The following is a 23,453-nucleotide window of genomic DNA, read 5'->3' as shown; positions in this document are numbered from 1 at the left end:
CTTACGTAGGCTTTATACCTGCATATTCATCATGTCTTGATACGCCGTGACGAGCTTGTTACGCACTTGTACAGTGGCTTGAAAGGCGATGTTCGCTTTTTGACCAGAAATCATGACATCAGACAAACTGACGTTGTCATTGCCCATGGCAAAATCCTTGCCCAGTTTATCTGACTCTAATTGCATATTATTGACCTGGTCTAACGAAGCCTTGAGCGCATCACTAAAGCTGACTTGGCTAGTGGGGCTGGCTGCATTGGTTTTTTGCACTGGGTTAGCAATCGCGTTGCCGCCCAACCCTTCAGGTTTTTGAGCAGCTGCACGCAATTGTGCCAGCATGGACGTGATGCGTTGCGCATCAATACCGCCTGCGTTCATGGTGGACTCCTTTCATCGTTTGGGCAGATTGCGCCCGAATTGTCATGGTAGTCACTGTAGCATTCCGAGGGGTTGGGTGCTTTGTAAAATAGGCAACATTAATCCGTCTTATTTGCCGATTTGAAAAAATAGACTAAGCGCATAATGGGTCTCATGTAAGTGTGCCCGCAAAGGGCATGCAAGTTTAAAAAGCTGTTTGCATCGTTTTGCCCGCGTCGGGTGTCTGCTGCAAACCGTTTGTGTAGTAAACATGGAGGTTCAGATGGCTGCTGACGCTGCCTTACTTACGTCAACTGGTGAGTCCAATCCGACCGCGAATGCGTTCGGACAAATGGGACAAAAACTGCTACTAGTCGCAGGCATTGCGGCCGTGGTTGCCGTGATGGTCGTTTTCTGGCTATGGAGTCAGAAACCGGATTACCGCGTGTTGTTTTCTAACTTTGCTGATAAAGACGGTGGCGCCATCGTGGCGGAGCTGGACAAATTGAATGTGCCTTATCAGTTTGCCGAGGGCGGCAATGCGATTTTGGTGCCCGCAGATCAAGTGCATCAAGTGCGATTGAAACTAGCCGCCCAAGGCTTGCCCAAAGGCGGCAATATTGGTTTTGAGTTACTCGAGAATCAAAAATTTGGCGTGTCGCAATTTGTTGAGCAGGTTAATTTTCAGCGTGGCTTAGAAGGTGAACTCGAACGCAGCATCCAATCGATCTCTGCGGTACAGGCAGCACGCATTCATTTGGCGATTCCAAAACCGAGCGTGTTTGTGCGTGAACAACAGTATCCGACCGCTTCTGTGTTATTGAACCTGCACAACGGTCGGCGCTTGGATGCACAACAAGTTGGCGCGGTGGTCCACCTGGTGGCGAGCAGTGTGCCCAATTTGTCGGCTGACCATGTGACGGTGGTCGACCAGAATGGCAATCTGTTGTCTGACAACGCCAACAAACTGAAACAAAATGGCCTCGACCCTGAGCAAATGGCTTATGTCGAAAACATGCAGAACAGTATTGCCCGCCGCGTGGAGTCGATCATTACGCCGATTGTGGGGGCTAAAAACGTACATGCTGAAACCAGCGCAGAAATTGATTTCTCAATGACTGAGCAGGCCAATGAGTCCTACAAGCCAAACGGCAAGCCGGATGACATGGCGATTCGCAGTGCACAAAGCCGTGAGTCCCAAACCAGCGGTGGTAACAATGGTGCCGTGCCTGGCGCATTGTCCAATCAACCTCCTGGTGAGTCTACTGCGCCCATTAATGCACCGGGCGCGCAAGCCCCAGGTGAAAACGCGCCGCCAGCTGCGCCGCCAGCCCCACCGCAAAATACGCAAAAAGACAATACGACTAACTACGAGCTGGATAAAACAGTGAGCTATGTCCAGCAGGCCAAGGGTGGGGTCAAACGCCTACACGTGGCGGTGGTGGTCAATCATATTCCAGTGGTGGATAGTACCGGCAAAACCACGTATCGCGCCTTGAATACGGCTGAGAAACAGCAGGTAAGCGATTTGGCAATGCAGGCGATGGGCTTCAATAAAGAGCGTGGCGACACGATTTCGGTGGTCAACACACCGTTTGTGGCCGAAGCACAAGAAAAGCTGGTTGAACCGCCTCTGTGGAAAGATCCGCTGATGATTGAATACGGTAAAGATGCTTTGCGCTTCTTGGCCGGGGTCGTGGTATTGATGCTGATTTATAAAAAACTATTGAAACCCATGGCGGTTAAGTTGACCGGGGCAGACAAAAAGCAACAGGCCTTGGCCGCTGGCACAGCAGCGTTAACTGGCCCTGATGGCAGCCCAATTGCTCGGGCGGCAGAGGGTGAAGACGCATTAGTCACGTTAAGTGGTGAGGCGGCTGCGTTACCGAGTGGCCTCGACCAGACGTTGCTGGCAGCTAAACAAGTGGCTAAAGATAATCCGCGTATGGTCGCCAATGTGGTGTCCAGCTGGACCTCTGCGGAGAAATAGTGCATGAGTGATGAAGGTTTAAATAAAAGTGCAATTTTGATGCTGGCGCTTGGTGAGGATGAGGCTGCCGAGGTCATGAAGCATCTGTCACCGAAAGAAGTGCAGCGGCTGGGGATTGTCATGGCCTCCATGAAGCCGGTCCCACGTGAAGAGGTCGAACAGGTGCTTGAAAAGTTCATGATTGACTTTGCCAGCAGCAGTGATTTTGGCTTGGACTCGGATAGTTATATCCGCTCGGTGCTGATTAAGGCGTTTGGCGACGACAAAGCGTCCAATCTGCTCAACCGGATTCCGCAATCTCAGGATGCCGCCGGTATTGAGAGCTTGAAATGGATGGATGCCTTTAGTGTGGCTGATTTCATCAAGAACGAGCATCCGCAAATTATTGCGACCATTTTGTCGCACCTAGAGCCTGACCAGTCGGCTGAGATTTTGGGTCATTTTACTGAACGCTTACGCCAAGACGTGATTTTACGTATTGCGACCCTAGACAGTATCAAACCGACCGCCTTACGTGAGCTCAATGAAGGCATGCTGAAAATGTTGGCCGGTAACGATAACCTCAAACGGCAAGCCATCGGCGGGGTGAAAACGGCCGCTGAGATCATGAACTATATCAGCGGGGAACATGAAGCCAAGCTAATGGATGGCCTCAAAAGTTATGACGACAATATGGCGCAGCAAATCATGGATCAGATGTTTGTCTTCGACAACATTATGGAGATCGATGATCGTGGCATACAAGTGCTGTTGCGCGAAGTCCAGTCCGACATGCTGATTGTTGCGCTTAAAGGGACGTCGGATGAAATGAAAGAAAAATTCTTCCGCAATATGTCGTCAAGAGCGGCTGACATGATGCGTGAAGATCTAGAAAGTCGCGGTCCAGTCAAGTTGTCAGAAGTCGAAGGACAACAAAAACAGATTTTGCAGATTGTGCGCCGTTTATCAGATGAAGGTCAGATCATGCTGGCGGGTAAAGGCGACAGTGAGCAATATGTCTAGCAAGTTTTATAAGGAAAGTGTCGTATGGTAGCTTCTGCAATTCCGAAAGAACAAATGAGCGCCTATCAACGCTGGGAAATGGCCAGTTTTGATGACACCATCTCTAGTGAACGCGTGAAGCGTGAGCGCGAGCAAGCCGAAGAAAATGCACGCACGGTTAGCGGCATTCTGAAACAGGTCAGACAAGAAGCCTATGAGGCAGGGTTCAAAACGGGTTATGGCGATGGCATGTCGCACGCACAGACTCAAATTGAAACCGAGCGGCAGCAGTTATCGCAAATGATCACTAGCTTTCAGCAAGCCCTGGCCATGCAGGATGTGATTGTGGCTGAGTCTGTACTGAGTTTGGCGCTGGATCTTGCCAAAGCCATGATGAAAACCAAATTGCAGTTGGATCCGCAAGCGGTGATTCCTGTGGTGCTCGATGCGATGCATTATCTGCCACAGGTCAAACAGCCGGCTAGGCTGATTGTGCATCACGAAGATGCCAAAATTTTACGTACCCATCTCGGCGAGCAGCTCAAAGAGCAGGGCTGGCAGTTGTTAGAAGATAACCAAATTGAGCGCGGCGGCTGCTTGGTTGAAACCGCCGAAAATCAAATTGATGCCAGTAACGAGACGCGCTGGAAACGTCTGGTACAAGGCTTATCTCAATTGGACAACTGGCACAGCTACGAATAAACCACTTCTCCATGCACCGACCTTGATTGCTGCCACATGACCGAACCGAATATCGCCTTAGAGACTAGCCCCGCCTTAGTGGATGAAGCCGACTTGGGCTACGCCGACTTGGGCAACGCCAGCGACACGGCGTCCCATCCAGATGCGGCTGTTATTGCTGCAGCGTTACCATCCACTGGTCCTGATAGTCAGTCTGCAACGACTGCTAGCAATAACGTCCATCTACAGCGCTGGCAAAGCTACCTGAAGGATTGCCGAGAACTGGTGCATTTGGTGGAACCGCTAGAGGTTGCCGGGCGTATCGTCAAAGTCACCGGCCTCATCATGGTGGCGACCGGTATCAAAATGCCCATTGGCGGTGCCTGTTATATTCCCTTGCAAGACGGTGGCCGTGTGGAAGCCGAAGTCGTCGGCTTTGACGGTGAGAATTTATTATTGATGCCGCAGTCCGCCGTGGATGGGGTCGTACCGGGCGCAAAAGTGTTTAGCATGGACATCATGGAAACCTTGCCGAAGCCGCAATTTGGGCGTCCGCCACGCCGCCGTGCACAAGATCGTGCACGACATTTTCCCGTGGGCGATTGTTTGTTAGGCCGGGTGGTCGATGCAGCAGGTAACCCATTAGATAATTTAGGCCCGATTTCGACAGATGAAACCGCCCCCCTAGCTGGTCGGGTCATTAACCCGTTAATGCGCGCACCCATCGAAGATACGCTGGATGTGGGCGTCCGGGCAATCAACGCCATGTTGACGGTTGGCCGCGGCCAGCGCCTCGGCCTCTTTGCCGGTTCAGGGGTGGGCAAAAGCGTATTGCTCGGCATGATGGCGCGCTATACCACCGCAGATGTGATTGTGGTGGGCCTCATCGGTGAACGGGGTCGTGAAGTACAAGAGTTTATTGAACAGATTTTAGGGCCTGAGGGCTTGGCACGCTCGGTGGTGGTTGCCGCGCCAGCCGACGTCTCGGCGCTGATGCGTTTACAAGGCGCTAATTATGCGACCGCGATTGCCGAGCGGTTTCGCCAGCAAGGCAAAAACGTATTGTTGATTATGGATTCCCTGACCCGATATGCCATGGCGCAGCGTGAAATTGCGCTGGCCATTGGTGAGCCGCCGGCCACCAAGGGCTATCCCCCTTCTGTATTTGCAAAATTGCCTGCGCTGGTTGAGCGCACCGGTAATGGCGCCAGAGGCGAGGGTTCTATTACCGCTTTTTATACCGTGTTGACCGAAGGCGACGATCAGCAAGACCCGATTGCCGATTCAGCAAGGGCGATTTTGGATGGTCATATCGTGCTTAACCGTACCCTGGCCGAGAGTGGTCATTACCCGGCCATTGATATCGAGCAATCGATCAGTCGAGCCATGCACAACATCACCAGTAAAGAGCACCAGCAGGCAGCGCGCTTGCTAAAGCAATTGTACTCACGCTATTTGCGTAACCAAGATTTGATTGCAGTGGGCGCATATCAGCCCGGCTCAGACCCGATGCTAGATATCGCAATTAAAAAGCGCGATCAAATCAACGCCTTTTTACAGCAGGATGTGGATGAGAGTGCCTACATGCAGGCTAGTTTGCAACAATTAGCGCAAACGGTTTCTTGATGCGGAATTAATCACGGATGGCCAAACAGTCGACACAAACACTTACCTTGCTCATCCAGCTCGCCTCGGATGCGGTAGATGAAGCCATGCAAGCGTTAGCCCAAGCCATGCAGCAACTCGAGCAGGCACAGCAACAACGCACCATGTTGGAACAATACCAGCAAGAATATGAGCAGCAATGGCAAAACGCCTCGCAAAAAGGGCTCAAAGCGGATTTATACCGTAATTTTCAGGGCTTTTTCTCGCAATTGGAATTGGCCGTGCGCAGTCAAAATGCTCAAATCGAACAATGCCAAGCAAATGTTGTGCACAAACGACAGCTTTTGCAGGAAAAACAGCGCAAACAAAAATCTTTTGAAGTATTGATGACGCGGGCCGAGACGCAACAAGCAAAAGTTGAAGGTAAACGTGATCAAAAACTGATGGATGAATTTGCCAGCCGTGCCAAACGCGCACGTGTGTAAACAAGCCTTGAACGGGAGTGTGATATGGCGTTTTTGCAATCCGCAACTTTACTGAATATGGGCGCAGATGCCGTGAAAACGGCCGCTGCGAATCCGGTGTCACCGCCCTCTATCAACAGCAATACCGATGCTTTTGCACTGGCCTTGCGTAAGCAGATGCAACAGAACAGCAAACCAGCGCAGCCAGCGCCTCAACAAGCCAATGCGCAACCAAGCGAGCCTGCCTCCAAGCCCGCAGCAACCGAGACGACGCAAGCCGCTACAACCAATACGAACGCACGGGTGGTGGAGACGGATGGAGACGACAAACCCATCGCCAGTGATCAAGACAGCTTAGCGATTGCAGATACGACTGACAATTTAGAGATGATCCCTGACGCTGCCACCCACGCTGCTGTGAAAGTGGATACCGCACAGGTGGAGACGGCGCAAGAGCGCAAAAAACGCTTGCTGGCAGAACTGGCAACCAATGAGCCACTGCCCAGTGGGATCACGCCATGGATGCAAAGCATGATTGCCATGCGCCCCGTGGCACCTGCCAGCGAACCACCCACCAAAACAGAATTTTCCGCAGCAATGTCTGCGCTCCCCGCTGATAGCGAGCAACTGACAGGTCTGGATGCTAGTGCTTTGTCATTGAATACTGAGGTGACTGAGAAACCAGATCGATTGCAGCCGCCGGTGGCGCCGTCTGTCCAAGAAGAGACACAAGATCCATCCGTTGATTTCAAACAACTGCTGGGGAGCAACGCGCAGGCAGGTACCGACACTGAACTGGTGGGTGTTTCTGAAACCGTCGCCAATGCAAAATTATTGGCTGAGGCCACAGCACTTAATGGACGCCCGTCAGCATCCAATGAGGCACGGGGATCGAATCCTCAGGCGGATGCTTTGAATATGGTGTCTCAGCCAGCCGCACAAGCGCTGAGCAATAGCGCTTGGCTGAGCGCTGCAGGCATTGCGCAGAGTAGTAGTGTCATGACGTCACAGCTGGCTACCCCCTTTGGCAACGAGCGCTGGCAAACAGCCATGAATCAGCATGTGATGAATATGGTGAGTAGCGGCGATGAAGTCGCCAGCCTGACGCTGTCCCCACCAGATCTCGGTCCGATTCAAGTGGTTCTAGCCGTCGACAATCAGTCTGTGAATACCAGTTTTATTACCGATAACCCTGTGGTGCGTCAGGCGCTTGAAGATGGCATGCAAGATCTACGTGATCGTATGCAGTCACAAGGGTTACAACTGGGCCAAACCTTTGTGGGCGATGGTCAGCAGGCGCAACAACATTTTGAGCAACAAAGCACCCCGCGTCAGCGTGGACAGTCTATCGTTAATGCCGAAACGGCCGAACCTTTAATCACCGCGCAAGCCGTGCCAACCAGCGTCCATCGCGGATTGGTAGATACGTTTGTTTAAATACGTAGGCGGCCTTTGGGCTGCCTGCAGATGTAACGCTTGATTAAGCGCTGAATTTACCCTTTTATCCGTCAATCTCCCGCCCGTGGTTTTACGCATAATGGCACCATAAACACTTAAGGTTTCACGTAAGAAAGGTTTGTGTCATGGCTCAAGAACCGGCTAAAGCAGAAGGGTCCGCAGAAGCGGCCCCAAAATCCAAGAAAAAACTCATCGTCATTCTGGCCGTCGTGCTGGCATTGGCTGGCGGGGGTGGTGCGGCTGCATTCTTTTTGATGAAGAAGCCAGACGCGCACCAAGCCAAAGACAAGCACGGTGAAAAAGCTGAAAAAGATGAGGGCCATGAAGAAGGCGCCGCTGAAGAAGAGGCTGGTGAGGAGGAGGCCGCCGAGGAATCTGGTGGTCACGCCGATCCTAAAACTGCACTCACTTTTGTGCCTTTTGAAACATTCACGGTCAATTTATTGCCCGATCCGGATGATAAGTTTTTGCAACTGGATTTGACCATGGAAGTGAAAGGCGCGGAGCTGGCAGAAAAATTAAAGACGCAAATGCCTGCTTTGCGTAACCGAGTCCTGTTACTGCTGACCAGTAAAAAAGCCTCTGATATTGCAACGCCAGAAGGCAAAGCACAATTGAGTGAAGAATTACTCACTGAACTGAAAAAGCCTTTGGGCGGACACGGTAAGCCGTTAAAGATCACTCAAGTGCTGTTTACCTCGTTTGTGATTCAATGATTTTATGGGTCTGCTTATTTAAAGTGAATCATCATGTCAGCTGACAAGTTTTTATCACAAGACGAAATTGATGCGCTACTCAAGGGCGTCGATGGTGACGACGACAGTGATGCGTCGCAAAAGGACGAGTCTGGTGTTCGTAACTATAACCTTGCGACGCAAGAGCGCATTGTGCGTGGCCGCATGGCCACGCTTGAGATGATCAACGAACGTTATGCACGTTTGTTGCGGGTCGAGTTATTTAACTTTTTACGCCGCACGGTAGAGGTCTCTGTCGGCCCGGTCAGGATTATCAAATACACGGATTTTATCCGTAACCTCGTTGTGCCTACCAACCTGAACTTAATCCACATGAGTCCGCTGCGCGGGACAGGGGTGTTGGTGCTCGACCCCACGCTGGTGTTTTTGGTGGTGGATAATATGTTTGGCGGCGATGGCCGTTTTCATACCCGTGTCGAGGGCCGTGATTTCACCGCCACCGAGCAGCGCATCATTCAGCGTATTCTCAACATTATGTTCGAGGCATACGAAAAATCATGGGCGCCAGTGTATCCGATTAAATTCGAATATTTGCGCTCTGAAATGAACACACAGTTTGCCAACATTGCCACGCCGAATGAGGTGGTGGTGGCGATTACCTTCAATATCGAACTCGGACCCAACAGCGGTGAGATGCACTTCTGTGTGCCTTATTCGATGGTCGAGCCGATCAAAGATTTGCTGACCTCCCCGTTGCAGGGTGAAAACCTGGGGGGAGATAAGCGCTGGGTCAAATTGATGACACAACAGATTCAGGCCGCCGAGGTGGAGATTGTGGCTAATCTGGCGACGCGCAAGTTAACGGTGGCAGATTTGCTCGAGCTGAAAGCGGGCGATGTGATCCCCATCAACATCAGCGATAGCATAGAAGGTCAGATTGATAACATTCCAGTGATGGAGTGTCGGTATGGCGTATTTAACGGGCAATATGCCCTCAAGGTTGAAAAGCTGATTCGCGCTGACGGTAGTCAGGAGCAATTACAAGGAGAGTCATAATGGCTATGGATCCCGCCACAAACGGTGCAGATGATGATTTAAGTGCGGCCGCGGCTGCAATGGGGATGGCTGATCCCGGTGATGTACAAACGATTGCTGAGGATGATTGGGGCGCCGCGTTGGCAGAACAAACACAGGCCGAATCCTCAGCGTTACAGGAGCAAACCAGCAAAACAGCGGTTTTTAGTGAATTCAGTGCCAACAATAAATTAGAGGGTACGCAGAATGATATTGATTTCATTTTGGATATCCCGGTCCAGCTCACGGTTGAGCTCGGTCGCACAAAAATCTCAATTAAAAGTCTGTTGCAACTGGCACAAGGCTCCGTGGTTGAGCTAGATGGCATGGCCGGCGAGCCGATGGACGTTTTAGTTAACGGTTGCTTGATTGCGCAAGGCGAAGTGGTGGTGGTGAATGATAAGTTCGGTATCCGTTTGACAGATATCATTACCCCCGCTGAGCGTATTCGTAAATTAAACCGTTAGAGACGACAGTTGACCATGCACATTAAGCACATCCGCGCCTGCTTTATCGGCTTGCTCAGTAGCCTCACCGTCAGTGTGCAGGCGTGGGCAACCGTGCCGGCAACCACAGCGATGGCTGCTCCGACCACGGGCGATAGTCTGGGCCGGATGGTGTTTGGAACAGTCATTGTGCTGTTGGTGATTGCCGTGATTGCTTGGATAGTACGGCGCGTCCTGCCGGGACAGGCCCTCTCTCAGCGCGGGGTTATCAAACAGGTGGGTGGCTTGCAACTGGGGCCGAGAGAGCGCGTGGTGGTACTTGAAGTGGGTGGCCGCTGGCTGGTGATCGGCTTGAATGCCAGTCAAATGACCGCGCTGGGGGAGGTAGATCCCGTCCAAGCAACCCCATCAGCAGAGGATACCATCGCCACCGCGACCAATACGACCAATGCAACAAGTGCAACGATCGATCCAAATGCGTCTTTTGCGATCCGTCTGCAGCAAGCCATGCAAGCAACCCTACAAAACACCGTCAAATCCCTCAAAAACAAGCCTTGAGTGGCTCACTTCTAGCCTTTGATTGCGCCATCTCTGGCGTACTATAGCCCTAACTTATTGATGGTTTCGTACCTGCATTCAGCAGTGGCGAGCCAGTTTCGGGTGCCCCATATGCGCGTTGTTTCTGCCTTAAAGTCTACGTTGATGTTGATACTGCCTGCGGCTTTTCTGTGGGCTTGTCCGTTATTTGCCCTCGCTGCTGGCGGCTTGCCGATTGGCACGGTGACCCCGGCGGCTGCGGGTGGTCAAGATTACACACTCAGTCTGCAAACGCTGATTTTACTCACATCGTTGACGTTTATTCCGGCGGCGATGCTGATGATGACGGGCTTTACCCGCATCGTGATCGTGTTGTCTCTGCTGCGGCAGGCCTTAGGGACGCAATCCGCGCCTTCAAACCAAGTATTGATCGGCTTGGCGTTGTTTATTACCTTTTTTGTCATGGGACCCGTCTTCGACAAAATCTATGCCGATGCTTATCAGCCATTATCTGAAAGCAAAATCACCATGCAAGAAGCCCTCGAACGCGGCGTGTTGCCTCTCAAAGGTTTTATGCTCAAACAAACGCGTGAAAATGACCTGGCCATGTTTGCCAACATGGCGCACACCGAAGCGATTCAAACCCCTGAAGAGGTCCCACTGCGCATTCTGGTGCCCGCTTTTATGACGAGCGAACTCAAAACCGCTTTCCAGATTGGCTTTGCTATTTATATTCCATTTTTGATAATTGATATGGTGGTCGCCAGCATTTTGATGGCGATGGGCATGATGATGGTGTCGCCGGCCATTGTATCTCTGCCCTTTAAACTTATGCTGTTTGTACTGGTGGATGGGTGGCAGTTGATACTGGGATCCTTGGCGCAAAGTTTTGTCATTTAAGGCGAGGTGTTTGCCGCCAGCGATCGTTTTTTTAGGAGTAGAAAATGAGTCCAGAACAGGTTTTAACCCTAGGTAGTGAAGCGATGCAGACCACCTTGATCGTCGCGGCGCCAGTGCTTGGTACGGCATTGATGATCGGTTTGATCGTGAGTATTTTTCAAGCAGCGACCCAAATCAACGAGCAAACCTTGTCGTTTATTCCTAAGCTCGTTGGTGTGATGGCCGTGCTGTTATTGGCCGGCCACTGGATGTTGATGACATTGGTTGATTATATGCGTCATATATTTACCATGATTCCGCAACTGGTGAATTAACGCACCTAGCCTATGCTGACTATCCACGCATCTGATCTGCAACAGTGGATCGTGCAATTATTGTGGCCATTGACGCGCGTGCTCGGCTGTCTTGCGGTGGTGCCGTTGTTCAGCCATCCCTCTATCCCTAAACGCATCAAGTTGGCCATTGGTTTTGTCATCACACTCGCGATTGTGCCTGCCATACAAGTGCCCGCCATCGAGGTCATGTCCTGGCAGGGCATGCTGTCCTTGTTAGCGCAGTTTTTGATTGGCATCAGCATGGGCTTTGTCATGCGTCTGTTATTCACCGCAGTAGAAATGGCCGGCTTTATGATGGGGATGAGCATGGGCTTGGGCTTTGCCAGCTTTTATGACCCACAAGCGCAAGGCCAAAGCATCGCGATCGGACAATTTCTGACCATGCTGGCCTTGTTGGTCTTTTTGAGTTTAGATGGACATTTAATCGTGGTGGCGGTTATGCTACAAAGCTTTGAAACGATGCCGATCACGCTCGAACATTGGCAACTCAACAGCCAGGCGATTGCGATGTTAGGGGGGCATATTTTTTCGCAAGGCTTACTCTTGGCCTTGCCGGTGATTGCTAGTTTGCTGATTACCAACATGGCTTTAGGGGTGTTAACTAAAGCCGCACCGCAATTCAATATTTTCGGTATTGGCTTTCCGATTACGATTTCGGTGGGTTTTTTAATGACGTTGTTAAGTCTGCCCTCACTAGTGAGCCCGATCAGCCGTTGGCTGATCGACGCACAACAACTCATGTTACAAGTGCTGCACTAGGGATTGCGCAGCGTAGAACCTCGCTAGCAGAGCTTAACTTTAACGCTTAAATTAAACTAAACAGGGAAATATTCGAGGTGGCGACAAACGCTTTTTGCGCCGCCTGCAAGATGGTGGTTTTCTTTGAAATGTCTGACAGTGCTTGCGCATAATCCAGATCTTGCAGCGTTGAAATAGACGCATCATATTGCAGATCTAAGCTGTCCCCAGTGGTATTCAGCGTGTCGAGCAAATTCAGGTTACTGCCGATTTCTGACCGCGCATCCAACACTTTATTTAAACTGCCCTGCATTTTGGTGATGCTGTCACCGAGTCCGCTACTGAATGCCGCTTGCGTGGTGCTGTCCGTGATCGGGGTTTTGAGCAGGGTGATCATGTCTTGCAAGGTGTTGAACACATTATCACCATTGGTACCAAATACCTGATCGCCAGTAAACGTGACCGGTAATTGGCTTTGTACATCAATCTGTAATTTGGTGCGGCTGCTATTGGCGACAAAATCATAGTTAGCATCAAAAGGCACAGTGGTAGATGCGTAACCCGCATACAGATAATTGCCTTGTGAATCTTTAGTATTCGCTAAGCCCTTCAGCGTATCCAGATTGCCTTGCAGCTCATTGGCTAACTTGGCACGCTCCGTATCTGTGTAACTGCCATTACCCGCTGCAATTAAGGTCGACTGAATTGACTGCACGGTATCGGTGACACTGGTTAAGTTGGCCTCGTAGGTTTGCAGCAGTGTTTCGGCTGTTTTACGCGCATTCATGTAGTTGGCATTTTGGTCTTTGGCGGTATTCAGCTCCAGAATCCGCGCTGCTGCCACCGGGTCATCGGCCGGGGAGTTCACGCGCTTGCCAGTGGCGGTCTGAATGCTGAGTTTGTTCAGGTCTGACTGCAGGTTCATGAGCTGGTTGGTGCCAGACTGATAGATGGTATTGGTGCTGATTCTCATGATGCGCGATCCCTTAAAAAAACTTATTGACCCATTTGTAACAAGACTTCAAACAGCTGGCTGGCGATTTGCATCATTTTGCCCGCTGCCTGATAAGCTTGTTGGTAACGCAACAGATCTGTGGCCTCTTCGTCTAAGTTGACGCCTGACTCTGACTGCATGGCGCTGGTGGCGTTTTCCAATGCCATCGCATCTGCTTTGCTGGTAATGCTGAGCTCATTGGTTTTGGTGCCCACCGCACTCACCATTTGTGCAAAGGCTTGAGTGTAGGTGCGGTTGGTATTGCTGCCCGCCACGCGTACATTGGCACCAGTTTGCAAAGCTGCGAGTTTTAGGCCGTTTTCATTATCATTCGGGCCGGTTGTCGCTGATCCTGCCAGTGCCAGCTTATCGACGTCGGTAAACGCCATCGATAATTTGCCGGCTGCATATTGCGTGGGTTTAATTAAATAAGAATCACCCTCCGTCGGCGAACTGGTGTTGACGTTGACTTCCATCCCATCAATGGTGGCAGGCAGCGCAGTGCCTTGCCACATGATGGATTTGTCGTTCACACGCGTGATCGTATACATGCCGCTGTTGTATTTGACCGTGTAGTCACTATTGGTGAGCAGACTTGGGTCCAATATAGAGGCCGAGGCGGTTTTGGTCGGGTCTGTATTGTAAGCACTGCTGATCGCGGTTGGCCCGCCGATACTGAACAGGTTAGTCCCCAATGTGCCGTTTAAGTCATAGCCTTGTGTTTGTTGCGCGTTAAACTGGCTGGCTAAGGTCATCGCCAATTGTCCGACTTGGTTTTGTACCGAATCCAGCGTTTCGCTTCTAAACTGTAATACCCCGCCAAGCGTGCCGCCAGAAACAGTATCGACGCTCAGTATTTTCGGGCTGGCAGGGTTGCCATAGGCCACTTCCACGCGGGTCGGATCGGTATCGCTCGCGCGGGTATACAAAGAATATTGTTGTGTGCCCACGACCAGAGGCATGCCGGTACCGGCAAACACGTTGTAAGAGCCATCGTCTTGTTTGATGACCGTGGTTTTAATCTGTTCACTCAGTTTTGCCACCAACTGGTCGCGTTGGTCCATCAGGTCATTTGGTGTGTTCCCTGTTGAGTTAACGGCCTTGGTAATGGTGTCATTCAGGGTCGCAATTTGCGTTGAATAGCTGTTAATCGCGTCGACGCTGGAGGTGATTTGCGTATTGATGCTCTCGCGCATTTGGTCGAGCTGATTGTTGACCGCATTGAAGCGGTTCACCATGGATTGCGCCGATGATATGAGTGTCTGGCGGGTAGCCGTATCACTCGGGTTGGCGGCCGCGGCACTCACTGCGCTAAAAAAGCTGGTGATCACTGGATTTAAGCCAGCAGTGCTGTCTGACAACACACCATTGACCTGGCTGATGTTGCTGTAATAAGCGCCACTGGCATTACTGGTAGCAGTCGCATTGATGACTTGTTTGGACAGCGTGTCGTTGAACACGCGCTGAATGCCCACGACATTGGTGCCTTGGCCGACATAGCCATACCCGAAGTTTTGCGCCTGTGCCGCAGCTTGCACCACGACTTGACGGTTGTAGCCAGGGGTGGACGCGTTGGAGATGTTATGACCGACGGTGGCGATTCCTATTTGCGCTGCATTGAGTGCGCTTTTACCAATGCTGAGTACGTTTGACATGTCATTTCCTCATGTGTCAGCCCGCTGCAGAGGGTCAGACACGACTTTAAAGTGATCGTTAAATTCACTAACGGCGGGGTTTTGAAATTCTTTAGGGCCGTTGGCGTATCAACCTTGTAAATTTTTAATGACTTGCGTCAGTTTCTTGCCATATTGTGGATCGGTGGCATAGCCGGCGCGTTGTAGCGCATGGGCATAGGCACTTGCATCATGGGTGCTGTTCATCGCTTGTTGATAGCGCGGATTCTGAGAAATTAATTTTGCGTAGTCCTTGAAGGCATCACTGTAGCTATCGTAAGCTCGGAATTTTTCAACCCGCGTTTGTTTCACACCGTTCACGTATTCAGTGGTGGCACTACTCACCACTTTGCCTTTCCAGTGAGCATCCGCCTTGATCCCAAACAAGTTGTGACTATTCACGCCATTGTCGGTCTTGATTTCATGTTTTCCCCAACCACTTTCAAGCGCGGCTTGGCCGATCATGAACTTGGCCGGAATGCCAGAGGCACTGCTGGCGGCCTGTGCGTGGGGTAGCATGTGTTGAATAAATTGTTGGGTTTTGCCCGCAACTTCGCGCATGGCTGTGGCCAAAGGGGCTTGCGGCAAGGTGAAGCTTTGAATGTTTTCCTGCGCATCTGCCACCAGTGGCGGCAGTTCAGGAATCCCCCGCGCCCAAGCGGTGTCGCTCGCTGTGTTGCTTACTTCAGGGTTAGTCGCCTCCCATTGTTGGTAAGCCTCACGAATTTTTTGCGCTGCTTGCGCCAGCACGGCTTTGCCGCTGCTGTGGGTGTTGGCTGGATGCGTTTGGGGTAGGGCAGAGGTTTGGTCTAACTTGCCCGCTGACTTGGGCGCATTGGCGTTGTCTGTGGCATCGGTGGGTTTTGGACTAAATTTGCTGAGTTGTCTGACCAATACGTCCGTCAGCCCCATGCCTTTCTGGCTGAGGTTGGTGCTCAATTGTTGATCTAACATGCCCATGAACATCTTGCCTTGTTCACTATCGGTGATGCCGTCTTGTGGCACGGTATCGCGCATGCTTTTTAACATCATGTTCATCAGCACGGCTTCAAACTGGCGGGCGACGGCGCGAATCGACTCTGGGGAATCGTTATTCGCGCGTTTTAGGCTATTGAGCGAATTACCGTCAATAGCCAGACTTTGCGTCGTAGGATCGATACGTGGTTGCATCCCCGTCTCCTGCTAAATCACCTCAAGCTCGGCGTTCAATGCGCCTGCAGCTTTCATGGCCTGTAAGATTGCCAGCAAATCCTGCGGCGTGGTGCCAATGGCATTGAGTGCCTTCACAACATCTGACAAATTGGCGCCGTTATTCAGTTTCAGCACTTTACCGGGCTCTTTATTGATGTTGATTTCAGAGACGGCGGTAGACACAGTCTGACCATTAGAGAATGGGCCAGGCTGACTAATCACTGGCGACGTATTGATGACGACTGACAGGTTGCCATGGGAAACCGCGCAGCTATCGAGGGTGACGGCTTTATTCATCACAACAGAGCCAGTACGCGCATTGAGGATGATTTTGGCCGGCGTGGCTGCCAGTGCGACGTTGATCGTTTCAAGATTGGCCAGAAACGATACACGACTCATGCTCTCAGGTGGACGTACTTGAATCACGCGACCACTCTCTGCTTGCGCGGTCATCGGGCCAAACTTTTTATTAATGGCTTCTACCACGTTGTTGGCGGTTGAAAAATCACTCTCTTTCAACTCTAATTTCACAATCTCTTGATGCAATAAGGTATTGGGTAATGCTCGTTCAACGGTTGCGCCGTCAGAAATGCGCCCAACACTTAAGTGGTTAATCTGCGCTTGGCTGCCATTGGCTGCCGCGCCGACGCCGCCGACGACCAAGTTGCCTTGCGACATGGCATACACCTGCCCATCCGCGCCTTTTAAAGGCGTCATCAACAAGGTGCCACCGCGTAAGCTTTTTGCATTGCCCATGGAGGAGACGGTCACATCAAGCGTTTGTCCAGGCTGTGCAAACGCGGGTAAGGCGCTGGTCACCATGACAGCCGCCACGTTTTTCAGCTGTAAATTGGTTCCCGGAGGGAGCGTAATGCCCAATTGATTCATCATGCTGATAATGCTCTGCACGGTGAACGGGGTTTGTGTCGTCATATCCCCCGTGCCATCTAAGCCTACCACCAAGCCATAACCAATCAGCTGGTTCGAGCGGACGCCTTGGATGTTGCTGATGTCTTTGATGCGTTCGGCCTGTGCGATGGGGCTCGCCAATAGCAGGGCACACAACAGCATGGTCAGGTTGGCAGTGCGCAAGGCAGAGGGTTTGAATGTGGGCATGATTAACGCTCCTATAATGGAATCATGCTTAAGAAAAAGCGTGAAAACATGGATAACACTTCAGCGGCATCCATTTTGCTGTTACTGCGATATTCGATACGGGCATCTGCCACTTTGGTAGAGACAACCTCGTTGCCGATGGTAATGAGGTCAGGGTTGACGATGCCAGAGAATCTGACATATTCCGTGCCCTTATCAAAGCCGATCTGTTTTTCGCCGCTGATGACCAGGTAGCCATTAGGCAACACATCGACCACGGTGGCCGTGACGGAGCCATTAAAGTTATTGCTAGCGTCGGCCGCTGCCTTGTCTTTAAATGACAACGCTGAGCTGGCGTTAAACGCTGCTTTTGGCACATTGTGACCAAAAAGGCCGGTCACAGAAGCAGCAGTGGAGCCGTCTTTGGTTTGTTCATTGTCAGATGTTTTGTTCGCTGTGGTGTTTTCTGCAATGCGAACCGTCAGGATATCGCCAACATAACGTGGGCGACGATCTTCGAACAATGGGCGAAAAGCAGCACTGTTGAAAATAGCCCCTTCTGTGCGCGCGTCCGGGCGCGCCATCGCTACGCGCGGCGTTTCTGGTTTTTGCACAATGGTTGAAGGCGTGATGGAGCAGCCGTTCAATAACTGAGAAAACGCCAAACACAGTAGTAAGCTCATGATCGTTCTATTCATCATTTGAGTGATCCTCAAGCAGGGATTACATCTGCGACAGTTTTTGCAACATCTGATCCGACGTTGTAATCGCCTTACTATTAATTTCGTAAGCGCGCTGGGTTTGAATCATGCTCACCAGCTCTTCTACCACGTTCACGTTGGAAGTTTCGACATAGCCTTGCGAGAGCAAACCCGCGCCGTTGGTGCCGGGGGTGTTTGTGTTCGGGTTACCGGAAGCGGTGGTCTCGACAAACAGGTTTTCGCCTTTGGCTTGCAAGCCAGCCGGATTGATAAACGTCGCCACTTGAATCTGACCGATCTGTGTCGTCGCCGTCGAGTTAGGCGTGGTGATCGACACCACACCGTCGCGACCAATCGATAAACTCTGCGCATTGGCAGGGATGGTGATGGCTGGTTGAACCGGGAAACCGCTGGCCGTGACTAGTTGGCCTTGGCTATCTACCTGAAACGAACCATCGCGCGTATAAGCGGTGGTGCCATCTGGTAACAGAATCTGGAAAAAGCCTTGGCCTTGAATCGCCACATCTTTGTCATTGCTGGTTTGTTGCAGGTTGCCCTGCGTGAAAATACGCTCTGTCGCTACTGGTTTTACGCCGGTACCCAGTTGCAAACCGCTCGGCAGTTGGCTCTGCTGTGAGCTTTGCGAACCTACCTGACGAATGTTTTGATAGAGCAGGTCTTCAAACACGGCACGCGACTTTTTGAAGCCGCTGGTGCTGACGTTAGCCAGGTTGTTTGAGATCACGTCCATCTGCATTTGTTGTGCATCTAGACCGGTTTTGGAAATCCATAATGAGCGTATCATCGTTCACTCCTTGGGCATTAAGCCGTTTTCATACTGCAATATTAGTGCAACCATTAGCCATTCATACTGAAGAGCTGGTCTGCTTTTCCTGCGTTGTTTTGCGCGTTTTCCAACATTTTCATTTGCATCTCAAACTGGCGTGCGAGGCTGATCATATTGACCATGGTTTCAACCACGTTGACATTGCTGCTTTCCAGCGCACCGCCCGCGACTTTGACATTCGCATCCAGTGCCGCTGGCTGACCATTACTGGTGACAAATAGCCCGTCTTCCGCACGTTTGAGTGAGGCTGCGGGGGGATTAGTCAATTTAATCCGGCCAAGAATGGTGGTTGCACCCGGCGCGGTAAAGTCATTGACACTGGAGATGGTGCCGTCGCTGCCGATGCTGACAATCACATTGGGTGGGATGCTGATTGGCCCGCCATCCCCCATTACATTTAAGCCAGATTCGGTTTGTAATTGCCCATTTTCATTAATTTTGAGCGAACCATTACGGGTATACCCCTCAGATCCATCGGCTCGTTGCACAGCAATCCAGCCTTCGCCTTGCACGGCGACATCTAAATCGCGACCGGTTTGCTGAATGCTGCCAGCCTTGTAATCGGTGCCAACAGTTGCATCGACCACAAACGCGCGGGTAGGCAGGCCGTCGCCTAAAATCGGCACGGCCCTAAAGCTATCAACCTGCGCTTTAAAGCCGGTAGTGGTGGCATTTGCAAGGTTATGCGCCGTGGTCGCCTGTTGCTCCAAAATGTGCTTGGCGCCACTCATTGCGGTATATATCAGACGATCCATGGGTCAGCCCTCGTTAATAAGTGTTGGGTCAACGGTTACTATCTCAGGTTAACCAACGTCTGCATGACCTGATCCTGCGTTTTAATCGTCTGCGCGTTGGCTTGATAGACGCGTTGCGCGGTGATCATGTTCACTAACTCTGCGGTCAAGTCAACGTTTGAGTCTTCTACTGCCGACGATTGCAATACACCCAGCGTGCTGCTGCCAGGGGATCCAATCAGTTCATCGCCTGACTCAAAGGTGGCCATCCACTGGTTTCCGCCGAGTGATTGCAAACCGTTTGGATTGACGAAGTTTGCCAAAATGACCCGCCCTAAATCTTTGGATTGACCATTGGTGTATCGGCCCTGAATAATGCCGTCGTCACCAATGGTGAAGCTGGCAATACGTCCAGAAGAGTAACCGTCTTGGCTCAGTTTGTTCACGCTGAAAGACGAGCCGTATTGGGTGCTGGTTGAATAGTCGAAACTAATGTTCATGGTGGCGCCACCCGTGGTAGGTGTAAAGCTCACCGGGGTCACGCTGGAGTTTGTGGCGTCGTAGCCGCCCGCATTAAACACCATCGTCGGCGTTGGGTTTGGCGTCACATCGGTGCCATCCACCGTGGTGTAGACACGCCAGTTGTTGGCAGCCGTTTTCACATAATAGTTTTGTACGTTGTGCGAGTTACCCAAGTTGTCATACACGGTAATGGCCGTAGAGTTGGTATAACTGGTAGGATCAGTGGAACTAAAGGGCGTCACCGTCTGGTTAATATTCGGGCTGGATGAATTCAGGTTTAAAGTACCAGTGATTTCTTGCGAAGCCACTGGCTGCAAGTCGCTAGTATCAATTTGAATCTCTACCGGGCTGGAGCCATTTAAGTTGTCTGCGCTGTTACCCATCAGGCGTTTGCCATCACTGGTCACAATATGGCCATTTTTGTCCATTTGGAACTGGCCATTACGGGTGTAGGTGATCGCGCCATTATTACTCAGCCGGAAAAACCCTGCGCCGTTAATCGCCACATCCAGTGTGTTGTTGGTGGCGGTGATGTTGCCTTGGGTGAACTGTTGGGCGACATCCGAAATTTTGGTACCAATACCGATCTGGGTAGCGCCTGCACCACTCAGTGAGGCGGCAAATACGTCAGCAAATTCAGCACGAGACTGTTTAAAGCCCACCGTGTTGGCGTTAGAAACGTTGTTGCCAATCACTTCAAGCGCCTTGGATGCTGCGTTTAAACCGCTTAAGCCTTGTGAAAAAGCCATGTTATCTCTCCTTGGTAAAGACTAAACTCTAAATAGGGATTAGAAAATTTCTGCAATGTCGGACACCGACACCGAAGTGTTATTGTTCAGGTTGAGTTTTGCACCGCTGGTGCTGGTGGTGACGCTTTGCACCTGTGCCAGACTCAGGGCTGAACTGGTGACGGTGTTGTCGCCGGTTTTGGCAGTGATTTCAAAGTTGTATTCACCACTCGGTGCAGTGGTTCCGTCTTCTAGTTTGCCATCCCAGCTCAACGCATTCACGCCGACATCTTGTTTGCCGAAAGTCAGTGTCCGGATGGTGGCCCCTGCGCCGTTTTTGATGGCGACGGATAAACTGTCTGCGCCGTTGGGCACATTCACGCCGAAGTAACCGCCGGTTTCGGTATGGGTCAGTGTTTTGCCTGACACTAGCACGTTACGGCCGATCATATTAGTTGCTTGGAAAGATTGACCGAGTTGCACGCTGCCTATCAGGCTGCTCATGGTTTCATTCAATTTGTTGATACCCGTGACCGTGTTTAACTGGGCCATTTGGCTGGTGACCTGCGCGTTATCCATTGGATTGAGCGGGTCTTGGTTTTTCATTTGAGTCACCAGCAGGGTCATGAAACGGTCTTGCGTTTCATCCGTGGTGCTGGTTTTATTGCGGGAATTCACCGAATTCAGCAAATCCTGTGATACTTGGTTGTTTGTGCTAACGGAGGTCATGCGAAAGGTCCTTTCTGCAGGTTATTGACCGATATTCAATGTTTTAAGCAACATGGTTTTGGCTGCATTCATGGTTTCCACATTGTTTTGATAAGCGCGCGATGCCGAAATCATGTTGACCATTTCTTCGGTTACGTTCACATTTGGCATGGTGATATAGCCATCCGCATTGGCCATGGGATGTTTGGGGTCATAGACCATTTTGCCCGGTTTGGTATCCTCGATGACGCGGTCCACCTCCACCGTGCTACTTTGGTTGGCTGCATCTTGCACCGCCTTAAACACCACTTGTTTGGATTGGTAAGGCTTACCGTCCGAACTCACCACACTGTCGGCGTTGGCGAGGTTACTTGCCACGGTATTTAAGCGCATGGATTGTGCGCTCATGGCAGAACCAGAAATTTTAAATACGTTAAACAGAGACATGACTGACCTCCTTTAATTATTGCTGACCGTTAATGGCAGACAGCATTTTTTTAATCTGACCGCCTATCATGGTCAGGCTGGCCTCATAGCGAATACCGTTGTCCACGTAGGCATTACGCTCGACATCCATATCTACCGTGTTGCCGTCGGCGGAACCCTGTACTACCGAACGGAATAGCGGGTCGCCGGCTGCACCCACATAACCGTTGCTGCCTGATCCGTTTAAATGTGCTGCGTTGGTTTGCTGTAGGGGGCCATTGCTATTGGTCTTGCCAGTGGCAGGATTAGGTTGCAATGCAGCCTGCATCGCAGATTTAAAATCCAAATCGCGTGCTTTATATTGGGGCGTATCTGCATTGGCAATATTCGATGCCAACAGCTCTTGACGCTCGTTGCGCACGCGCAATGCCGTCTGATGAAAGTTCAGTGCGGCGTCCAGTTTGTTCATCATCGTTTAATCCTTTCCTGACTCTACACAAGCCATGTTCGACAGCTTTATCAAACCGCTAAAGTTTTGTCATCTGCGACCGTTAATTCGATTATGCGGCTCTGCTCTCACGCACATGACTTTTACTAGCTATGCCTAGTGTACGCCGCGCCTTGTGCAACGATTCTTGGATTAAACAGGACAAATCCCCTTTATTTCTGGCATTAAGGCTTGCCTGTTTGCGTAGAATGAATCGCATGAAACAACGCCCAATTCCCGCTATGTTGGTCCTACTGGCCTTGCCATGGTTGCTGAGTGCGCCTACGCAAGCTGCAGATCGCGCTGTGTTGGCGAATCAACATGCGGTAGGGGCCAACGCGGCTGGCAACGATATGCACAGCCGGCTCTATCAAACGGTGATGCAATATGTGCAAAGCCAGACGCAAGGCTACCCGGGCAAGGTCAATATCGAAATTCAGCCCTTGGATACTCGGATTCGTATTGCAGAGTGTGCGGTCATGGAAGGCTTTACCGTGCAAGGCGCGCGGTTGTGGGGTAAAACCCATATTGGTGTGCGCTGTTTGCAGTCAGACACCAAACCTTGGACATTGTATGTGCAAGCCGATGTGCAGGTATGGGGCGAATATGCCGTCACGGGACTCCCCGTGAGCCAAGGCGCTGCACTGCAAACCACGGATGTGGTGATGCAAACAGGGGACTTAAGTAAGTTACCTGCCGGTATCATTACGGATGTGGCGTTACTGGCGGGTAAACAGGCAACCTTGAATTTGCCCTTGGGCACCGTGTTGCGGCCAGAACTCCTGAAATCGGTCCCAGTGATCATGCAGGGGCAAACCGTACAGTTAAATAGTCGGGGTGACGGTTTTGTCATCACGGCCGATGGCACCGCCATGCAAACCGCGAATGTGGGCCAGGTGGTGGATGTGAAAGTGAGCAGCGGTCAGATTATCAAAGGCGTTGCGCAATCCTCTGGTAAGGTGGATGTGCGTTTTTAGCCGGTAGTACCACGTTTGAACATTGAAACATGTCTGAAATTTATAAACATGCGATAAAAAGTATATTAAGCATTAAAGTTCGCTTAAACTATGCCGATAGTACTGTTAA

The 23,453-nt window shown here is 51.2% G+C and carries 26 protein-coding genes; 14 read left to right on the top strand and 12 right to left on the bottom strand.

Annotated features, from left to right (window positions below; genetic code table 11):
• Nucleotides 1-12 precede the first annotated feature (12 nt).
• On the bottom strand, nt 13-378 hold the full coding sequence (gene fliE, locus FIT99_RS07230) for a flagellar hook-basal body complex protein FliE (protein ID WP_140003668.1): 366 nt from the start codon (nt 376-378) through the stop codon (nt 13-15).
• A 262-nt stretch (nt 379-640) separates the two neighbouring features.
• Here fliE and fliF point away from each other — a divergent pair, with 262 nt between their 5' ends.
• The 13 genes from fliF (at nt 641) to fliR (ending at nt 12,282) form a co-directional block, all read left to right on the top strand.
• Nucleotides 641-2,347, top strand: a complete 1,707-nt coding sequence (fliF, locus tag FIT99_RS07225; RefSeq protein WP_140003667.1) for a flagellar basal-body MS-ring/collar protein FliF — start codon at nt 641-643, stop codon at nt 2,345-2,347.
• A 3-nt stretch (nt 2,348-2,350) separates the two neighbouring features.
• Nucleotides 2,351-3,349 carry a flagellar motor switch protein FliG gene (fliG, locus tag FIT99_RS07220; protein ID WP_140003666.1) on the top strand — a complete coding sequence of 333 codons (999 nt, stop codon included), beginning with the start codon at nt 2,351-2,353 and terminating at the stop codon, nt 3,347-3,349.
• A gap of 24 nt (nt 3,350-3,373) precedes the next feature.
• A complete protein-coding gene (locus FIT99_RS07215) occupies nt 3,374-4,030 on the top strand; it encodes a flagellar assembly protein FliH (RefSeq protein ID WP_140003665.1) in 657 nt (218 codons plus the stop codon).
• Nucleotides 4,031-4,066: 36 nt separating this feature from the next.
• Entirely contained in the window at nt 4,067-5,635 is a 1,569-nt protein-coding gene (fliI, locus tag FIT99_RS07210) for a flagellar protein export ATPase FliI (RefSeq protein WP_140003664.1), read from the top strand.
• Between the two features lie 17 nt (nt 5,636-5,652).
• Complete coding sequence (gene fliJ / locus FIT99_RS07205) at nt 5,653-6,099, top strand: flagellar export protein FliJ (RefSeq protein ID WP_140003663.1); 447 nt, start codon at nt 5,653-5,655, stop codon at nt 6,097-6,099.
• A 24-nt stretch (nt 6,100-6,123) separates the two neighbouring features.
• Entirely contained in the window at nt 6,124-7,515 is a 1,392-nt protein-coding gene (locus FIT99_RS07200) for a flagellar hook-length control protein FliK (protein WP_140003662.1), read from the top strand.
• 146 nt (nt 7,516-7,661) lie between these two features.
• A complete protein-coding gene (locus FIT99_RS07195) occupies nt 7,662-8,252 on the top strand; it encodes a flagellar basal body-associated FliL family protein (RefSeq protein WP_140003661.1) in 591 nt (196 codons plus the stop codon).
• 33 nt (nt 8,253-8,285) lie between these two features.
• Nucleotides 8,286-9,287, top strand: a complete 1,002-nt coding sequence (fliM, locus tag FIT99_RS07190; RefSeq protein WP_140003660.1) for a flagellar motor switch protein FliM — start codon at nt 8,286-8,288, stop codon at nt 9,285-9,287.
• Nucleotides 9,287-9,772, top strand: coding sequence for a flagellar motor switch protein FliN (gene fliN, locus FIT99_RS07185; RefSeq protein ID WP_140003659.1), 486 nt, complete (start codon nt 9,287-9,289; stop codon nt 9,770-9,772). Before fliM ends, fliN begins: the two co-directional genes overlap by 1 nt.
• A gap of 15 nt (nt 9,773-9,787) precedes the next feature.
• Nucleotides 9,788-10,309, top strand: a complete 522-nt coding sequence (gene fliO, locus FIT99_RS07180; protein ID WP_140003658.1) for a flagellar biosynthetic protein FliO — start codon at nt 9,788-9,790, stop codon at nt 10,307-10,309.
• A gap of 111 nt (nt 10,310-10,420) precedes the next feature.
• A complete protein-coding gene (gene fliP / locus FIT99_RS07175; protein WP_140003657.1) occupies nt 10,421-11,188 on the top strand; it encodes a flagellar type III secretion system pore protein FliP in 768 nt (255 codons plus the stop codon).
• 44 nt (nt 11,189-11,232) lie between these two features.
• Nucleotides 11,233-11,502 carry a flagellar biosynthesis protein FliQ gene (fliQ, locus tag FIT99_RS07170; protein WP_140003656.1) on the top strand — a complete coding sequence of 90 codons (270 nt, stop codon included), beginning with the start codon at nt 11,233-11,235 and terminating at the stop codon, nt 11,500-11,502.
• Between the two features lie 12 nt (nt 11,503-11,514).
• Nucleotides 11,515-12,282, top strand: coding sequence for a flagellar biosynthetic protein FliR (gene fliR / locus FIT99_RS07165; protein ID WP_140003655.1), 768 nt, complete (start codon nt 11,515-11,517; stop codon nt 12,280-12,282).
• 46 nt (nt 12,283-12,328) lie between these two features.
• Here the strand turns inward: fliR and flgL are convergent, their stop codons facing one another.
• From flgL to flgB, 11 genes are all read right to left on the bottom strand, one after another.
• Complete coding sequence (gene flgL, locus FIT99_RS07160; protein WP_140003654.1) at nt 12,329-13,234, bottom strand: flagellar hook-associated protein FlgL; 906 nt, start codon at nt 13,232-13,234, stop codon at nt 12,329-12,331.
• Between the two features lie 23 nt (nt 13,235-13,257).
• Nucleotides 13,258-14,910, bottom strand: a complete 1,653-nt coding sequence (gene flgK, locus FIT99_RS07155; protein WP_140003653.1) for a flagellar hook-associated protein FlgK — start codon at nt 14,908-14,910, stop codon at nt 13,258-13,260.
• A 108-nt stretch (nt 14,911-15,018) separates the two neighbouring features.
• On the bottom strand, nt 15,019-16,098 hold the full coding sequence (gene flgJ / locus FIT99_RS07150) for a flagellar assembly peptidoglycan hydrolase FlgJ (RefSeq protein WP_140003652.1): 1,080 nt from the start codon (nt 16,096-16,098) through the stop codon (nt 15,019-15,021).
• A 12-nt stretch (nt 16,099-16,110) separates the two neighbouring features.
• Nucleotides 16,111-17,235 (bottom strand): flagellar basal body P-ring protein FlgI, encoded by a 1,125-nt coding sequence (locus tag FIT99_RS07145; RefSeq protein ID WP_140003651.1) that lies wholly within the window; start codon nt 17,233-17,235, stop codon nt 16,111-16,113.
• An 11-nt stretch (nt 17,236-17,246) separates the two neighbouring features.
• Nucleotides 17,247-17,897, bottom strand: a complete 651-nt coding sequence (locus tag FIT99_RS07140) for a flagellar basal body L-ring protein FlgH (protein ID WP_140003650.1) — start codon at nt 17,895-17,897, stop codon at nt 17,247-17,249.
• Nucleotides 17,898-17,937: 40 nt separating this feature from the next.
• Complete coding sequence (gene flgG, locus FIT99_RS07135) at nt 17,938-18,720, bottom strand: flagellar basal-body rod protein FlgG (protein ID WP_140003649.1); 783 nt, start codon at nt 18,718-18,720, stop codon at nt 17,938-17,940.
• A gap of 53 nt (nt 18,721-18,773) precedes the next feature.
• Complete coding sequence (gene flgF / locus FIT99_RS07130) at nt 18,774-19,517, bottom strand: flagellar basal-body rod protein FlgF (RefSeq protein WP_140003648.1); 744 nt, start codon at nt 19,515-19,517, stop codon at nt 18,774-18,776.
• Nucleotides 19,518-19,555: 38 nt separating this feature from the next.
• On the bottom strand, nt 19,556-20,767 hold the full coding sequence (gene flgE, locus FIT99_RS07125) for a flagellar hook protein FlgE (protein ID WP_140003647.1): 1,212 nt from the start codon (nt 20,765-20,767) through the stop codon (nt 19,556-19,558).
• Nucleotides 20,768-20,806: 39 nt separating this feature from the next.
• Nucleotides 20,807-21,475 (bottom strand): flagellar hook assembly protein FlgD, encoded by a 669-nt coding sequence (locus FIT99_RS07120; RefSeq protein WP_140003646.1) that lies wholly within the window; start codon nt 21,473-21,475, stop codon nt 20,807-20,809.
• Nucleotides 21,476-21,496: 21 nt separating this feature from the next.
• The gene (gene flgC / locus FIT99_RS07115) at nt 21,497-21,901 is read right to left on the bottom strand and encodes a flagellar basal body rod protein FlgC (RefSeq protein ID WP_049638753.1); all 405 of its coding nucleotides are present in this window, start codon (nt 21,899-21,901) and stop codon (nt 21,497-21,499) included.
• Nucleotides 21,902-21,917: 16 nt separating this feature from the next.
• Nucleotides 21,918-22,352, bottom strand: a complete 435-nt coding sequence (gene flgB / locus FIT99_RS07110; protein ID WP_140003645.1) for a flagellar basal body rod protein FlgB — start codon at nt 22,350-22,352, stop codon at nt 21,918-21,920.
• Between the two features lie 233 nt (nt 22,353-22,585).
• On the opposite strand from flgB, the gene flgA reads away from it, so the two are divergent.
• Nucleotides 22,586-23,344 carry a flagellar basal body P-ring formation chaperone FlgA gene (gene flgA / locus FIT99_RS07105; RefSeq protein WP_140003644.1) on the top strand — a complete coding sequence of 253 codons (759 nt, stop codon included), beginning with the start codon at nt 22,586-22,588 and terminating at the stop codon, nt 23,342-23,344.
• Nucleotides 23,345-23,453: the final 109 nt, after the last annotated feature.

Source organism: Methylophilus medardicus (genome assembly GCF_006363955.1).
In the GTDB taxonomy this organism is placed as follows: domain Bacteria; phylum Pseudomonadota; class Gammaproteobacteria; order Burkholderiales; family Methylophilaceae; genus Methylophilus; species Methylophilus medardensis.
The sequence above is the reverse complement of the archived record's forward strand: the minus strand, read 5'-3'. Positions and strand labels throughout refer to the sequence as shown.

Bases quoted from the DNA above. Each gene is read 5' to 3' on its own strand.
- fliE (WP_140003668.1), bottom strand. From the start codon at position 378: ATGAACGCAGGCGGTATTGATGCGCAACGCATCACGTCCATGCTGGCA.
- fliF (WP_140003667.1), top strand. From the start codon at position 641: ATGGCTGCTGACGCTGCCTTACTTACGTCAACTGGTGAGTCCAATCCG.
- fliG (WP_140003666.1), top strand. From the start codon at position 2,351: ATGAGTGATGAAGGTTTAAATAAAAGTGCAATTTTGATGCTGGCGCTT.
- FIT99_RS07215 (WP_140003665.1), top strand. From the start codon at position 3,374: ATGGTAGCTTCTGCAATTCCGAAAGAACAAATGAGCGCCTATCAACGC.
- fliI (WP_140003664.1), top strand. From the start codon at position 4,067: ATGACCGAACCGAATATCGCCTTAGAGACTAGCCCCGCCTTAGTGGAT.
- fliJ (WP_140003663.1), top strand. From the start codon at position 5,653: ATGGCCAAACAGTCGACACAAACACTTACCTTGCTCATCCAGCTCGCC.
- FIT99_RS07200 (WP_140003662.1), top strand. From the start codon at position 6,124: ATGGCGTTTTTGCAATCCGCAACTTTACTGAATATGGGCGCAGATGCC.
- FIT99_RS07195 (WP_140003661.1), top strand. From the start codon at position 7,662: ATGGCTCAAGAACCGGCTAAAGCAGAAGGGTCCGCAGAAGCGGCCCCA.
- fliM (WP_140003660.1), top strand. From the start codon at position 8,286: ATGTCAGCTGACAAGTTTTTATCACAAGACGAAATTGATGCGCTACTC.
- fliN (WP_140003659.1), top strand. From the start codon at position 9,287: ATGGCTATGGATCCCGCCACAAACGGTGCAGATGATGATTTAAGTGCG.
- fliO (WP_140003658.1), top strand. From the start codon at position 9,788: ATGCACATTAAGCACATCCGCGCCTGCTTTATCGGCTTGCTCAGTAGC.
- fliP (WP_140003657.1), top strand. From the start codon at position 10,421: ATGCGCGTTGTTTCTGCCTTAAAGTCTACGTTGATGTTGATACTGCCT.
- fliQ (WP_140003656.1), top strand. From the start codon at position 11,233: ATGAGTCCAGAACAGGTTTTAACCCTAGGTAGTGAAGCGATGCAGACC.
- fliR (WP_140003655.1), top strand. From the start codon at position 11,515: ATGCTGACTATCCACGCATCTGATCTGCAACAGTGGATCGTGCAATTA.
- flgL (WP_140003654.1), bottom strand. From the start codon at position 13,234: ATGAGAATCAGCACCAATACCATCTATCAGTCTGGCACCAACCAGCTC.
- flgK (WP_140003653.1), bottom strand. From the start codon at position 14,910: ATGTCAAACGTACTCAGCATTGGTAAAAGCGCACTCAATGCAGCGCAA.
- flgJ (WP_140003652.1), bottom strand. From the start codon at position 16,098: ATGCAACCACGTATCGATCCTACGACGCAAAGTCTGGCTATTGACGGT.
- FIT99_RS07145 (WP_140003651.1), bottom strand. From the start codon at position 17,235: ATGCCCACATTCAAACCCTCTGCCTTGCGCACTGCCAACCTGACCATG.
- FIT99_RS07140 (WP_140003650.1), bottom strand. From the start codon at position 17,897: ATGAGCTTACTACTGTGTTTGGCGTTTTCTCAGTTATTGAACGGCTGC.
- flgG (WP_140003649.1), bottom strand. From the start codon at position 18,720: ATGATACGCTCATTATGGATTTCCAAAACCGGTCTAGATGCACAACAA.
- flgF (WP_140003648.1), bottom strand. From the start codon at position 19,517: ATGGATCGTCTGATATATACCGCAATGAGTGGCGCCAAGCACATTTTG.
- flgE (WP_140003647.1), bottom strand. From the start codon at position 20,767: ATGGCTTTTTCACAAGGCTTAAGCGGTTTAAACGCAGCATCCAAGGCG.
- FIT99_RS07120 (WP_140003646.1), bottom strand. From the start codon at position 21,475: ATGACCTCCGTTAGCACAAACAACCAAGTATCACAGGATTTGCTGAAT.
- flgC (WP_049638753.1), bottom strand. From the start codon at position 21,901: ATGTCTCTGTTTAACGTATTTAAAATTTCTGGTTCTGCCATGAGCGCA.
- flgB (WP_140003645.1), bottom strand. From the start codon at position 22,352: ATGATGAACAAACTGGACGCCGCACTGAACTTTCATCAGACGGCATTG.
- flgA (WP_140003644.1), top strand. From the start codon at position 22,586: ATGAAACAACGCCCAATTCCCGCTATGTTGGTCCTACTGGCCTTGCCA.